Annotated in this window: 12 protein-coding genes; 9 read left to right on the top strand and 3 right to left on the bottom strand. The window is 69.3% G+C overall.

Annotation, left to right across the window (positions count from 1 at the left end; translation table 11 throughout):
• Positions 1–74 precede the first annotated feature (74 nt).
• From LR394_RS21740 to LR394_RS21780, 9 genes are all read left to right on the top strand, one after another.
• Positions 75–740 (top strand): hypothetical protein, encoded by a 666-nt coding sequence (locus LR394_RS21740; protein ID WP_231444819.1) that lies wholly within the window; start codon positions 75–77, stop codon positions 738–740.
• Positions 737–2302 (top strand): AAA family ATPase, encoded by a 1566-nt coding sequence (locus LR394_RS21745; protein WP_231444821.1) that lies wholly within the window; start codon positions 737–739, stop codon positions 2300–2302. The genes LR394_RS21740 and LR394_RS21745 overlap by 4 nt, the downstream gene beginning before the upstream one ends.
• A complete protein-coding gene (locus LR394_RS21750) occupies positions 2299–3597 on the top strand; it encodes a hypothetical protein (protein ID WP_231444823.1) in 1299 nt (432 codons plus the stop codon). Before LR394_RS21745 ends, LR394_RS21750 begins: the two co-directional genes overlap by 4 nt.
• Before the next feature lie 5 nt (positions 3598–3602).
• Positions 3603–4574, top strand: a complete 972-nt coding sequence (locus LR394_RS21755; RefSeq protein WP_231444825.1) for a glutamate ABC transporter substrate-binding protein — start codon at positions 3603–3605, stop codon at positions 4572–4574.
• A 46-nt stretch (positions 4575–4620) separates the two neighbouring features.
• Positions 4621–5742 (top strand): hypothetical protein, encoded by a 1122-nt coding sequence (locus LR394_RS21760; protein WP_231444827.1) that lies wholly within the window; start codon positions 4621–4623, stop codon positions 5740–5742.
• 1 nt (position 5743) lies between these two features.
• Positions 5744–7993: a serine/threonine-protein kinase gene (locus tag LR394_RS21765; RefSeq protein WP_231444829.1), complete on the top strand. Its 2250-nt coding sequence runs from the start codon at positions 5744–5746 to the stop codon at positions 7991–7993.
• 33 nt (positions 7994–8026) lie between these two features.
• Positions 8027–9253: a PP2C family serine/threonine-protein phosphatase gene (locus LR394_RS21770; protein WP_231444831.1), complete on the top strand. Its 1227-nt coding sequence runs from the start codon at positions 8027–8029 to the stop codon at positions 9251–9253.
• 104 nt (positions 9254–9357) lie between these two features.
• Positions 9358–10641, top strand: a complete 1284-nt coding sequence (locus LR394_RS21775; RefSeq protein WP_231444833.1) for a vWA domain-containing protein — start codon at positions 9358–9360, stop codon at positions 10639–10641.
• Positions 10638–11522, top strand: coding sequence for an FHA domain-containing protein (locus LR394_RS21780; RefSeq protein WP_231444835.1), 885 nt, complete (start codon positions 10638–10640; stop codon positions 11520–11522). The genes LR394_RS21775 and LR394_RS21780 overlap by 4 nt, the downstream gene beginning before the upstream one ends.
• Before the next feature lie 107 nt (positions 11523–11629).
• On the opposite strand, the gene LR394_RS21785 is transcribed toward LR394_RS21780, so the two are convergent.
• The 3 genes from LR394_RS21785 to purU form a co-directional block, all read right to left on the bottom strand.
• Positions 11630–12514: a hypothetical protein gene (locus LR394_RS21785; RefSeq protein WP_231444837.1), complete on the bottom strand. Its 885-nt coding sequence runs from the start codon at positions 12512–12514 to the stop codon at positions 11630–11632.
• Positions 12502–12936: a DUF6318 family protein gene (locus LR394_RS21790; RefSeq protein WP_231444840.1), complete on the bottom strand. Its 435-nt coding sequence runs from the start codon at positions 12934–12936 to the stop codon at positions 12502–12504. The genes LR394_RS21785 and LR394_RS21790 overlap by 13 nt, the downstream gene beginning before the upstream one ends.
• A 314-nt stretch (positions 12937–13250) precedes the next feature.
• Complete coding sequence (gene purU, locus LR394_RS21795; protein ID WP_231444842.1) at positions 13251–14207, bottom strand: formyltetrahydrofolate deformylase; 957 nt, start codon at positions 14205–14207, stop codon at positions 13251–13253.
• Between the last annotated feature and the right edge of the window lie 56 nt (positions 14208–14263).

A 14263-nucleotide genomic window follows, 5' to 3' on the forward strand; every position in this document is an offset into this window, starting at 1 on the left:
CGCGGGCAGAGCGGCAGAGGTAAGCACCAGTTGTGGAGCTGAAGAGCTGATCATGCGTACAGAACGGGGCGGTCGTGGCCTTCGGTGACTGGCTCGGCCGGATGTTCGGCCGCGAGCCCGAGCCGGAGGCCCCCCGGCTGGAGCTGCCCAAGGTCAAGACCAGCGAGGAACTCCTGGTCGAGCTCGCCGAGTTCGAGCAGGAGATCGCCGAGCGGGTGCCCACCATGGTCCTGTCCCGGGTGGCCCGGGTGGCCTCGATCGTGCGTGACATCGTTCCCCGGCTCGACCAGCTCGGCGCCGGCAGCTACCAGGCGCACACCGTGGTCGCCACCGCCACCAGCTACCTGCCCGAGGCGGTCGGCGGTTATCTGCGGCTGCCCCGGTCCTGGGCCGACACCCGGCCGATCGCCAACGGCAAGACGGCGCTGCTCGTGCTGTGCGACCAGCTCGACCTGCTCGGCTACAAGATGGACCAGATCCTGGACGCGGTGGTCCGGGCCGATGCGGCCGCGCTGATCGCGCACGGCCAGTTCCTCGCCGAGAAGTTCGGCGCGGGATCGGGTCTGGAGCTCGGTGAGATCACCGCACCATCCCAACCGGGCCAGGCGCCGCCGCCGTTGTCGCAGGCACCGCCCCCGGCCACCTCGTCCGTTGCTCAGCCGGATCTTGAGGACGAACCGACGGATCCGGGCCGTACGCCGCCGGCGCGCCGGCTCGAACCACCATCGGGGACGGCATGAACGATCGCCACGAACTCGTCCCGGCGCTGCAGCAGCTCGCCGCCGTCGGCACAGCCGCCGGGCTGGACGAAGCTCAAGTGCAGTCCGAGGGAGCGGCTTTCGCGGCCGCCATCGCCGAATCGGCCACCGGCGCCGCTCAGGCCTGGGGTGCCGCGCTGGGCCGCACGGTGCAGGACTTCTTCGACGCGGCCAGCAGCGCCCGGCGCTGGCGCAACGCCCCCACCGCACTGCTGATCCAGCTGGTGCACAGCGGATCCGATCGGGCCGGAGACTACGCCAAGGCGCTCACCGAAGTGGCCTCCGCCGCCTGCTCACTGGGCGAACCGGCGATGCGGGTGGTGGCCAACGCCTCGGCTGCCTCCGGCGCACAACTGGCGGGGGCCAATCTCCATCCGGGCAGCCAGCAACCACCTGGGTCCACGGCCCTCACGCCGGCGAGCCAAACGTCCCCAGTTCCAGGGTTTCCGCAGATTCCGACCCTGCCCGCACCGGCTCCGTTCGCCCCGGTCTCGGTCCAGGACCTGCCCGGCGGCTGGCGTTTCACCGGGGGCCAGGATCCGAGCACCCCGCTCCAGCCGACCCCGGGCGCAACCTCTGCTCAGCAGCCTCAGGCACCCACAGCGTCTGCAGTTGAAGAACCGAAAGAGCCCGAGGTACCGCCCAAGACGCTGGAAGAGCTGCTCGCCGAACTCGACGAGCTGATCGGCCTGACCTCGGTGAAGAACGAGATCCACCGGCAGGCCCAGCTGCTGCGGGTGGAAAAACTACGTGCCGAGGCCGGTCTGCGCAGTGTCACGATCACCCGGCACCTGGTGTTCAACGGCAACCCCGGCACTGGCAAGACCACGGTGGCCCGGCTGGTGGCGGGCATCTACCGCGCGCTGGGCCTGCTGGCTCAGGGGCATCTGATCGAGGTCGACCGTTCGGAACTGGTGGCGGGTTACCTCGGCCAGACCGCGCCGAAGACCGCCGAGGTGGTCAAGAGCGCGCTCGGTGGGGTGCTGTTCATCGACGAGGCGTACTCGCTGGCCGGGGACGACTACGGCACCGAGGCGATCGACACGCTGGTCAAGGAGATGGAGGACCATCGCGACGACCTGGTCGTGATCGTCGCCGGATACCCGCTCCCGATGGCCGGTTTCATCTCCAGCAACCCGGGTCTTTCCAGCCGTTTCCGAACCACGATCGAGTTCGGTGACTACACCGACGACGAGCTCGAGCAGATCTTCCTGATGCACGCCGGTAACGCCGACTACGTGGTGGAGGAGGACGCCCGCCAGCGGTTCCGCGAACTGCTGCCGGACGAGCGTCCGGTCGGGTTCGGCAACGGACGCTGGGCCCGCAACGTGCTCGAGGCCGCGATCGGCCACCAGGCCTGGCGGCTGCGCGAGGTCGAGACACCCACCGTGGAGCAGCTGCGCCAACTGCTGCCCAGCGATCTGGACGGCAGTGAACACCCGGCGGACGAAACTGCCGGAACCGAAAGCAACGAATCGCCCGAGGCGGACGTCAACACGGATGTGAGCGCTCCCGAGACCACCGGCCAGGAGAGTGCGCAGTGAGCCAAACCGTCGTTCCGGCCCCCGTGTTCACGCGCAACGTCCCGGCCCCACCGCCCAGCCGTCTGGCCGAGGCGAGCCAGGCCATCCGGGCCTCGCTCTCCGGCAGCCCGGGCCGGTTGCGCCTGATCTCGCTGGGCGCCGTGGCCTGCGTGGTGCTCTCCGCCCTGCTCGGCGGGTGGGCCCTGCAGATGCGCGCCTCCGCGCTCGACCGGGCCGCCGCGTCCTCTGCTCATCTCTTGCTCCTCCAGGACGTGCAGACCAAATTGGCCCAGGCCGACGCGGCCGCGACGAACTCGTACCTTGGTTTCGGGCTCGAGCCGCAGGAGCAGCGCCTCACCTATCTGGCTGCGCTGAGCGACGCCTCGATCGAACTGGCCGAGGCCGCCCGGCACAGCGGGGCCGACGCGCAGGCCTTGGGCCAGGCGAACGCCGCGCTCAACCGCTACTCGGCCTACGTGGCCTCGGCCCGGGCGAACAACCGGGAGGGCAATCCGGTCGGGGCGAACTACCTGGAGTCCGCCAGCAACCTGATGCGGGACAAGATCATCCCGCCGCTGCAGGAGCGCGCGGACGCCGATACGGCTGACGTGAAGAGCGCGTTCTCGCAGGGTGCGAACGCTCGCTGGTTGCTGCTCCTGGCCGCGGTGATCGGCGTCGGCGGCCTGGTCTACGCGCAGGTTCTCCTCACCCGGCACTCGCACCGCTACGTCAATCTGCCCGCCGCGGCGTCCACCCTGGGGCTGGTCGTGGTGCTGATCGGGGCCGCGGTGGTGATGTCCTCGGCGCAGAGCGAGGCCAGCGATGTCCGGGACGGGCCGCTGAACCACGCGATCGGTCTGAGCACCTCCCGCGTGGCCGCCTTCGATGCCAAGGCTCAGGAGAGCCTCACCCTGATCAACCGGGGCTCGGCCGATGAGGAGGACAAGGCCTGGAACGACGCCTTCGACAAGGCGGTCGACAGCCTGGACGAGCGGATCTACTTCACCGCCAAGACACAGCTGGACGAGTACGGCACGGCGCACCAGGCGATCAACCAGACCGACGTGGACGGCGACTGGGACACCGCGGTCAAACAGGCGATCAGCACGGCCGACGGTTCGGTGAACGACCTGTTCCAGAGTTATTCCGACACCACCCAGAAAGACCTGGAGACTCAGGCGACGGCCGCCTCGGACCGGCTGGGCGACGCGAACGACCGGTTGCTGCCGGTGGCCCTGATCCTGCTGGTGGTCGGCCTGCTCTGCGCGGGCGGCGTCTGGTGGGGAGTCTCGCTCCGACTCGACGAGTACCGGTGATGGTGATGAATCTTTCCAAGCGCGCTCTGACCGCCACTGCCGCCGGCGTTCTGCTGCTGGCCGGCTGCGGCGCGGCCCCGACGGCCACCATCCAGGCTCAGCCCGCGGCCGCGGTCCTGGCCGCCACCGAGGTGGAGACGTGCAGCCAGGACGGTCTGTCCGCCACTGCCTCGTTCGCTCCGGACGGCATCAGCACCAACCCCAGCTCCTGGTCCGACGAGTCGACCATGGGCAAGATCCGCAAGTCCGGGAAGCTCGTGGTCGGCGTGGCCGGGGACGTGAAGCTCTGGGGCTCGCGCAACTCCCAGACCGGTCAGCTCGAGGGCTTCGACATCGACGTGCTCAAGCGGATCGCCACCGAGATCGGCCCGGGCCTCAAGATCGAGTACAAGGTGATCAACTTCGCCGAGCGCCAGCCCGCCCTGATCGACGGCGACGTGCAGCTGGTGGCCCACACCATGACGATGACCTGCCCCCGCTGGTTCGACGAGAACGCGATCAACTTCTCCACCGAGTACTACCGGGCCGGGCAGAAGGTGCTGGTCCGCAGCGACTCCAAGGCCACCACCCTGGCCGATCTCGAGGGCCAGAAGATCTGCGCGGCAACCGGATCCACCAGCCTGGCCAACCTGAAGGAACAGGGCGGCGACCCGCTGGAGGTCAGCGACGTCGGCGACTGCCTGGTGAAGTTCCAGGAGGGCGAGGTCATCGCGATCACCAGCGACGACACCGTGCTGGCGGGCTTCGCCGCACAGGATCCGTACGCCGAGGTGAAGGGCGAGGCGATCACCGAGGTGCCCTACGGCGTGGGCATCGCCCCGGACGACGTCGAGTTCACCCAGTTCGTGAACGCGGTGCTGGAGGAGATGCGCTCGGACGGCACGCTGCAACGGCTCACCGACAAGTACATGGCCGGCACCGGCGAGCTGCCGGCGGTGCCGAAGGCCGTCTACGGCCGTAAAGTCGACGGCCGGTGACCCTGGTGCAGCGCAAGCAGTGCGCAGCGTGGTCGAATTGCCCACGATGACGCAACCGGAACACGCCATGGCCCCGGCCGCGCCCGGCCGCCTCGGCCAGGCCATCGGGGTGGACGAGCTACGCACCTACCTGGGCGCGCTGGACTCCTGGCGGGCCTCGCGCAAGCGGGAGCTCGACCAGATCGACGCGGCCGCCCTGCGCTCGGACGAGGCCGACAGCTACACCTCCGACCTGGCCCTGGCAATGAGCATGTGGCAGTCGGTCAGCGACCGCTGGGGCGAGCTCACCAAGATCTGGGACTCCGGCCGGGTCGGCCCGCAGCAGCGTGAAGAGATGTCCCGGGTGATCTGGGGCACCGGCGCCGGCAGTGGATCCACCACCATGACGCTCTCGCTGGTCGAGGCCTGCCGGCTGTCCGACGCGCTCACCGCCACGTTGCGCGCCCGACTGTCCTTCGACCCGATGGCCGCCGACGTGGCCGCCCGGATCCAGGCCACCCGCGCCACCCTCGAGCGCTGCGCCGAGCAACTGGCCTCCAGCCGCGCCGCCCGCCCGGCTGCCCTGCCCGACATTGACGCCCTCACCCGGCGCCTGGACGAACTGGCCGCCAAGGCCCGCCGCGGTTCCGACGTGAGCGGGCCCTTCGCCGCGATCGAGGCCGCCGCCGCCAAGGCCGAACGCGACCTGATCGTGGCCGGCGCCGCCCACCGCGACCTGGGCCGCGACTACCGCGCCACGCTCTCGCGCCGTCGCGAACTGGAGGCCGAGGCCGACGAGCTGACCAAGCTCGTCGACAAGACCCGCGCGGCCGTGGTCCCGGCCCCGAAACTGGTGGTCCCAGACGTCTCCCGGCTCGGCAAGGTGCCCCAGACCCGGGAGGCGCTGGACGCGTTCCGGGCCCGGCTGGAACTGGTCGGCCGGGGCCTGCAGCAGGTCCGTGCCACCTACACCGGCGCGCTGGGCGAGCCCGAGGTCCTGCTCGGCCTGCTGCGCGCCTTCGCCGCCAAGGCCCAGGCCAACGGCCGGGCCCAGGACCCGCTCGTCGCACTCGTTCATCAGCAGGCGCAGACGCTGCTGTCTGCCACGCCGTGTCACATCGAGGACGCCCGCAACTCGGTCGAGAACTACCAGCGGCTGATCGTCCCGGTCCCCGGGGGAGGAATCTGAAATGCCTTCGACTCCGCTCGCCTGCACCCAGCCCGGCTGTACCGGAACGATCGAGGACGGGTACTGCAACGTCTGCGGGTCGCCCGCGGCGATGGGGGTGCCCGCCCAGGCCACCGGCGCCCAGTCGGACCCGGACTCCGGCCATGCGGTTTCCACCCGTACCGCCTCGTCCAACCGTCTGGCCAGCGCTCCGCTGGGCTCGGCCCGGGCGATGGGCGGCACGAACAGCACCCGCCGGGTGAACTCCACCTCCGCGCGTACCCGGGGAGCCCGGCTGGGCGCGGGCATCACCACCGTGCCCCCGGCTCCCGTCCCCGACCCGCTGGCCGCGGTGAAGGACGACCCGCAGGTACCGGAGAGCCGGCGCTTCTGCCCGAACTGCGGCAACCCGGTGGGCCGGTCCCGGCAGGGCCGCGAAGGCCGTCCGGAGGGGTTCTGCCCGAACTGCCGCGCGGCGTTCTCGTTCACGCCCAAGCTGCGCAAGGGCGACCTGGTCGCCAACCAGTACGAGGTGGTCGGCGCGATCGCCCACGGCGGCCTGGGCTGGATCTACCTGGCCAAGGACAAGAACGTCTCCGACCGCTGGGTGGTGCTCAAGGGCCTGCTCAACTCCGGTGACCCGGACGCCCTGGCCGCGGCGATCGCCGAGCAGCGGTTCCTGGCCCAGGTCGAGCACCCGCTGATCGTCGAGATCTACAACTTCGTGACGCACGACAGCGCCGGCTACATCGTGATGGAGTACGTCGGCGGCAAGTCGCTGAAGGACATCCTGAAGGACCGGATGAGAGAGGCCGGCGGGGTCTACACCCCGATCCCGGTGGACCAGGCGATCGCCTACATCCTCGAGGTCCTGCCGGCCTTCCAGTACCTGCACGACACCGGGCTGATCTACTGCGACTTCAAGCCCGACAACATCATTCAGGCCGGCGACTCGATCAAGCTGATCGACCTCGGCGGAGTGCGCCGGATCGACGACCTGGACTCGGCGATCTACGGTACCGTCGGCTACCAGGCCCCCGAGGTACCGGACGTCGGCCCGTCGATCGCCAGCGACATCTACACCCTCGGGCGCAGCCTGGTCTCGCTGGCGATGGAGTTCCGTGGCAACACCACCACCTACGCCACCACCCTGCCGAACGTGGCCGACACGCCGCTGTTCCAGCAGTACGACTCGCTGTACCGGTTGCTGGCCAAGTGCTGCGCCCCCAACCCGGGCGACCGCTTCGCCACCGCCGACGAACTGCGCACCCAGCTGCTGGGCGTGCTGCGCGAGGTGGTGGCCGCCCACCGCGGCGAGCGCCCGGCCTCGCACTCCACCGCCTCGCTGCTGTTCGAGCCGCCGGTGGTCGAGGGCGACCGGCTGCAGTGGGACAACCTGCCCCGGCTCAAGGTCGACGACACCGACCCGCAGGCCGCCTGGCTGGCCTCGATCAGCGTCGACGACCCGCAGGCCAAGCTCGACCTGCTGGGCAACGCGCTGAACCCCTCGATCGAGGTCCGGCTGGCCACTGCCTACACCGCGGTCGAGGCCGGCGACCTGGCCACCGCCGACCGGGTGGTGGGCGAGATCCTCAACGACGACCCGTGGGAATGGCGGGCGATCTGGCTGGCCGGCCTGGCCGCGCTGGCCCGGCAGGACCCGACGAACGCCCAGGCCGCCTTCAACGCGGTCTACGGTCAGGTCCCCGGCGAGCTGGCGCCCAAGCTGGCGCTGGCGGTGGCCTGCGAGGAGGGCCACCAGCCGGACATCGCCGAGAGCCTGTACCTGACCTGCCTGCGCACCGACGCGAACTTCACCGCCGCAGCCGCTTTCGGCCTGGCCCGGATCCGCTCGCAGCGGCACACCGAGGGCCAGGGCGAGCTCGAGGCGGCGATCGCGGCGCTGGACATGGTGCCCACCACCAGCCGCAGCTTCGTCAGCGCGCGCCGGCAGAAGGCCGCTCTGCTGGTCGACTCCGGCGCCGGGCTGGACGCCCTTTCGGCCGCCCTGGAGAGTGTCTCGGCGGTCCGGCTGGACCCGCGTGATCGGGCCCAGTTGCGGGTGGACGTGCTCTCCGCCGCGCTGAGCGACGTCAACTCCAGCGGTGAACGTCCCGATGTCACGGTCGGTGGGGTGCCGGCCCAGGCTCCGGGGCTGCAGGACGAGCTGGAGACGGCCTACCGGGAACTGGCGCAGCTCACCGAGCAGCGTGACGAGCGGGTGCGGCTCGTCGACGAGGCGAACCGAGTACGCCGCTGGACGTGGCGGTGACCTATGCGTGATTCATCTGGCAATGAGGTTGATGTGAACGAGAATCCTCCGACCGACGCTGCGGGGCAGCAGATCAACTGCCCCAACTGCGGGGAGGACGCCGAGCCCGGCGACCTGTTCTGCGAGGGCTGCGGTCAGGACCTGCCCGACGGCATCACCCCGGCCGCGGCGGTCGGCAACCGGCGCCCCGGCGGGATGGCTCACCCCAACGCCAGTTCGCCGACCCGGCCGATGGACATGAACGCCCTGAGCCCGACCTGCCGCAACTGCGCCGGGACGACCTTCCTGGACGGCTACTGCGAAAATTGTGGGACGCCCGCGGTCAAGGTTCGTGATCACTGGCAGGAACGTCCGGCCACCTGGGTGGCGGGCATGTCCGACCGTGGCATCCGGCATCACCGCAATGAGGACGGGCTGGCCCTGAGCGCCCGCCCGGAGCCCGGCAGCCGCGCGATCCTGGTGGTCTGCGACGGGGTTTCCTCCTCCGCCGACTCCGACATCGCCAGCCTGGCGGCGGCCCGGGCCGCCCGCGACGTGCTCGAGCGGCCGCGCCCCGACGTGCCCTCGGTGGCCGGGCGGATCTCGGCCTGGAACGAGCGTCTGGCGATGGCCGGGGCCGAGGCCAACAAGCAGGCGATCGAGGCCGGCCGCGATCCCAGTGGCCGCGCCGGTGAGCGTCAGGACAGCCCGCCCTCGTGCACGTTCGCCGCTGCCGTCTTCGACTCCGGCGTGATCGTCGTGGGCTGGGTCGGCGACAGCCGGATCTACTGGATCCCGGACTCCGGCGAACCCGAGCAGATGTCCCGGGACGATTCGTGGGCCACCGAGCAGATCCTCGCCGGGGTGCCCCGCGAGGAGGCCGAGAACGGGCCCCGCGCCCATGCGATCACCCGCTGGCTGGGCCCGGACAGCCCGGACAGCGTGCCCACCCGTGACTCCCGGGTACCCGACCGGCCGGGCTGGCTGCTGGTCTGCTCCGACGGCCTCTGGAACTACGCCTCGCCCGCCCGGGATCTCGCCGAGGTGGTGCGGGCGCTGGCCGACGAGGTGCAGGGCGACCCGGGGCTGCTGGCCGGCCGCCTGATCGACTGGGCCAACTCCCGGGGCGGCCAGGACAACATCACCGTGGCCCTGGCCCGGATCGCGCCGATCCCGCCGCAACGCGGGCCTGCGGCCGAAGCTGCCCTGCAGCCGACCCAGCCGATGCCTGAGGGCTGGAACCTCTATCCGGACGCCGATTACGGCAGCCCGGAAACCTGACCGACCGTCCGGGCGTTTTCGCCACGACTGCACCACCCGCCCTTGAATCGGGCACGATGAACAGGGTCATCCGGCCGGTGACCCACCAACGATCGGAGAACGAGATGCCCTCCTTCAGCGCCGAGGTGTTCCAGAACGAGTTCATCTCCGAAGGCAGCAGCGATGTGCACGCCATCGTCTCGGTGACCTGCACCGGCGCCGGCGAGGCGGGCCGTGGGGGAGGGGGTGACGCGGCCGAGATCATCATCGTCGACACCTCCGGCTCGATGCTCGACGCCAAGATCGTCGCCGCCCGCCAGGCCGCCGCGGTAGCTGTCGACCAGATCCTGGACGGCACCTGGTTCGCGATCATCTCCGGCACCCACGTGGCTACCCGCGCCTTCCCGTACCCGAACGCCCGGGTCTCGATGGTGCAGATGGAGCCGGGCGCCCGGGCCGCCGCCAAGGAGGCCATCTCCCGGCTGGAGGCCGACGGCGGCACCGCGATGGGCTCGTGGCTGAAGCTTGCGGGGCAGCTGTTCGACACCGTGCCGCAGGCCACCCAGCGGCACGCGATCCTGCTGACCGACGGGCAGAACCAGAGCGAGCAGCCGCACCAGTTCCAGAACGCCATCGACTCGGTCACCGGCCGCTTCCAGTGTGACTGCCGCGGGGTCGGCGCCGACTGGGACGTGGCCGAACTGCGCCGGGTCTCCACCGCGCTGCTGGGCACGGTCGACCTGATCGCCGACCCGGCCTCGATGGCCGCCGACTTCGAGCAGCTCATGCAGAAGGCGATGGGCCGGGGCGTGGCCGAGGCCACGCTGCGGGTCTGGGCGCCGCAGGGCTCGCAGCTGCTGTGGGTGCGCCAGGTCTCGCCCAACGTCGAGGACCTGACCAGCCGCAGGGTCGAGGTCAACCCGCTCACCTCAGCCTTCCCCACCGGTGCGTGGGGCGACGAGTCCCGCGACTACCACGTGGCCGTCCGGGTACCGCCGCAGGCCGTGGGCCAGGAACGGCTGGCTGCCCGGGTGCAGCTGCTGGTCGGTCAGGAGACCGTCTCGCAGGGGCTGGTCAAGGCCAAGTGGTCAGGGGACGACGCACTCACCACCCGGATCGACCCGGCAGTTGCGCACTACACCGGTCAGGCCGAGCTGGCCACCGCGATCCAGGAGGGCCTGGCCGCCAAGGCCGCCGGCGACGCGGAGACCGCCACCACCAAATTGGGCCGTGCGGTGGCCCTCGCCGCCGAGACCGGCAACGATGAGGCCACCAGCAAGCTGCGCAAGGTGGTCGACATCGACGATCCGGCCACCGGCACCGTGCGGCTGAAGCGTTCTGTCGACAAGCTGGACGAGATGGCGCTCGACACCGCTTCGACGAAGACGACAAGGGTCAACAAGCGATGAGCTCACGCTGCCCGGACGGGCACGCCTCCGAATCGACGGACTACTGCGACGTCTGCGGTGTGCCGATGAACGCGGCCCCGGCGGCCCCGCCCGCGCCCACCCCGGCCGCCAACCCGCTCGACCTGGGCCCCGCGCCCACGTCCGGCGGTGCCGGTGGCTCCGGTGGTGCTGCGGACAAGGAGTGCCCCAACTGCCAGGCCGTGGTGCCGGTCGACGACCTGTTCTGCGAGGTCTGCGGCTACGACTTCACCACCGGCGTGATGCCGGAGCCGGTCACCGATCCCAACGCCGAGACGGAGGCCCCGGCCCCCGACGCAGTTGTGGTCAACGCCGCGGCGGCCGAACCGACCAACCCCCGGCCCGTCACCCCGCCCGCCTCCGGCTCACCCGCCGCGGCCGACCCGTCGGCAGCGGTCAACCCGCCTGCCGCTGGTGACCCGACCACGCCGGTCGAGCCCGCTGCAGCGGAGCCGAGCAAGCTCACCTGGGTGGCCGAGGTCTGGATCGACCCGGACTGGTACTCCACCCAGGAGAGTGACGAGCCCTGCCCTTCCGCGGGCATGCCTGCGGTGATTCCGTTGTGGGACAAGAGCATCCTGGTCGGCCGCAAGTCCACCAGCAGGAACATCCACCCCCAGGTCGACTGCGGCACCGACCACGGCGTCTCGCGCAGGCACGCCCAGCTGACGACTGACGGCCAGCGCTGGTTCGCCGAAGACCTGCAGTCCTCCAACGGCACCTACATCGCCCCGGCCGGCGCCCCGCTCCCGGTCGACCCGATCGAGGCAGGCCAGCGCATCGAGTTCCGCGAAGGCGACCGGGTTTACGTCGGCGCCTGGACCAGAATCGTCATCCGCCGAGCCACCCCCGACGAGCAGTAGCCTCCCGACCGGCCGTCAATCATGCGCAGCCACGAGGCTCATCGCTGATCGGGAAGACAAAGCGCGCTCCAGCGTTGCTTTGTCTTCCCGATCAGCGCGAAAGCTGGTCAGGCGGAACCGTCGGCCACCAGCCGGTTCTCGGCCGAGACGACTTCCAGGGTACTCCCCGGACTGGCCACCGTCGCCGTACCGTCGACCGGTAACCAGGGCCCACCATTCACGGAGTACTCCCCGCTGTAAACCGTGGTCAGACCCACCTCCTGCTCACCCGCCTTGCGATACGTGTAAGCGGTGCGAAGCTCCGGATAGGGTGCCCCAGCATCCTCCGTGGACAGGCCGTTGCCATCGCCGTACGTCCACCGAAACTCCTGCGGTGTAGCCCGAACCCGCACCGGCTGCCCAAGCACGGTCGTCGGCAGCGTGACAGTGTCCGCGTCGGCGTAAAGGTTCGTCGGAACATTAACCAGCGTGCGCCCATTCGCCGGCTGCACCACGATCGGAGAAGCAGGCAGAGGAAGCCGACGGAAGTCATCACCGGTAAGCACCGGAATCACCGGCGGCGGATCATCCGGATCAGTCCCGCCGAGACAAAGGTATTCACCGGTAGGAGTCCAGCTCTCGGCCGTCGTCGGACCAGCCGGCGCACTGAACACCCAGAACCCAATGTCCTGCGGATCAGGAGTGTCCTGACACATGACGGTCGCACCGATGCAAGTGTTGGAGTTGCCCCGCTGAGGCCAATTCTCCGAGCAGGCGGGCAGATAAGTACGGATGGTCGTGGGCTTGCTTGAAGCCGTTTTGGTTTCAGTGCTCGACGTCGACGAAGAAGATGTAGCGCCCCAAAGTTTCGCGCGAAGCTCTGCAGAGTCTTGGTCGGCAGTGGCGGAGATGCGACTGTTCGGCTCGTCTGCGTGAGCTTTGGGGGCGAGAAGCGTGACAGCGACTAAAGCGATAAGGAAGCTGCATGAGCGTTTTGCGGTCAAGAAGTCCATGGCTGCCCAGACTTCTCGTTATTTGCGAGATCCCGAACTATCCACTGAGAATCGCGCCAGATGATCGCTATCTCGCTCTTCATATTGCGAAAACCCTGCTGGCTTTTAACAGTGACACCATCGGCGTCAACAATCGTGCTGGGACGCTCGTTGAGGATGGTTACCACGATCAGGCCCTTGGATGGATCTGAGGGCGGAGCGATCGCTGCCACTACTTCGACGTGTGCACCAGCAACCCTCTGGTTAGCGGCAGATAGTTTTCCCACTTTAGAGACTGTGTCTTCGCAGAAGACGCAGTCGCTGTCGCTAATTGCTGACAGTGGAGTGACATTTCCGGTGGAGTAGCTGTAGTCGTAGACCTCCCAGAAGTACCGAACGAAATCTTCGGCTCCCTTCGCGCTCTTCTCCGCGGCCGGCGCCACAGGCGCCTCAACCGCAGGATCTGAGCTCACTGTTACCGCTGGCGTTGAAGTTTCACCTGGGACTGAAGTGCTGGGCCCAGGCTCCGGATCAGAACCAGACCCCGAACACCCAGCCACCAGCAAAAGGGCCCCGACCAGAACTGCTGCGCAAAAACGTCCCCCGTTCATGCGAACGAGAGTAACCAGCCCTCACCCCAAAAGCCCGTCTCGCGCAAAATCTGTGGATAACTTGCCGCCAGGATGGCCCAAACCAAGACCGGGGCAACAAACTCTGCCCCCAGCAGACTTTGTTGCCCCGGTCTTCTTGGTCAGGCTCAGCCGAACACCACAGTCTTGTTGCCGTTGATCATCACCCGGTTCTCCGCGTGCCACTCCACCGCCCGCGCCAGCACCCGGCATTCCACGTCCCGCCCCGCCGCCGCCATCCGCTCGGCCGTGGTCGCGTGGGTCACCCGGTCCACGTCCTGCTCGATGATCGGGCCTTCGTCCAGGTCGCTGGTCACGTAGTGCGCCGTGGCTCCGATGATCTTCACGCCCCGGGCATGGGCCTGCTGGTACGGCCTTGCTCCCTTGAAGCTGGGCAGGAACGAGTGGTGAATGTTGATCGCCCGCCCGCTCAGCGCCTGGCACAGCTCGGGCGAGAGCACCTGCATGTACCGGGCCAGCACCACCAGGTCGATCTGCTCGCGGTCCACGATCTCCAGCAGCTGCTTCTCGGCCTCGGGCTTGGTCGCCTTCGTCACCGGAACATGAATGAACGGGATGCCGTGCGACTGGACCAGGTCCTCGAAGTCGCGGTGATTGCTCACCACCGCCGGGATGTCGATCGGCAGCGCGCCGATCCGGTGCCGGAACAGCAGGTCGTTCAGGCAGTGCCCGAACTTCGAGACCAGGATCAGAGTGCGGCAGCGGGTCGCGGCGTCGACCAGGCGCCACTGCATCTGGAACGAGTCGGCCACGGCCAGGAACCCGGCCCGCAGGCGCTCCAGGGTCTCCACCGGGTCGAGCGCGGAGAACTGCACCCGCATGAAGAAGGTGCTGGTGCCCTGATCGGTGTCGGCGTCGTACTGCTCGCTGCGCAGGATGTTGCAGCCGTGCTGGATCAGGAAGCTGGAGACGGCGTAGACGATGCCCGGCCGGTCCTCGCACGCGAGCGTCAGGACGTACTGCCTGCGGTCGGCCGGAGCGGATCCGCCCGTGCCAAGAGGAGCAGGTGCGGATGTCGCGGTGGGATCGGCACCGGCTGTTGCGAAGGACGAAGCATCGGTCACTTCCGCAGCGTGCTTGGACGGGCACCGAACGGTCAAGAGCGGCGCCCCGGTAACCG

Origin of the sequence: Kineosporia babensis, assembly GCF_021129305.1 — a bacterium.
Classification (GTDB): Bacteria; Actinomycetota; Actinomycetes; order Actinomycetales; family Kineosporiaceae; genus Kineosporia; species Kineosporia babensis.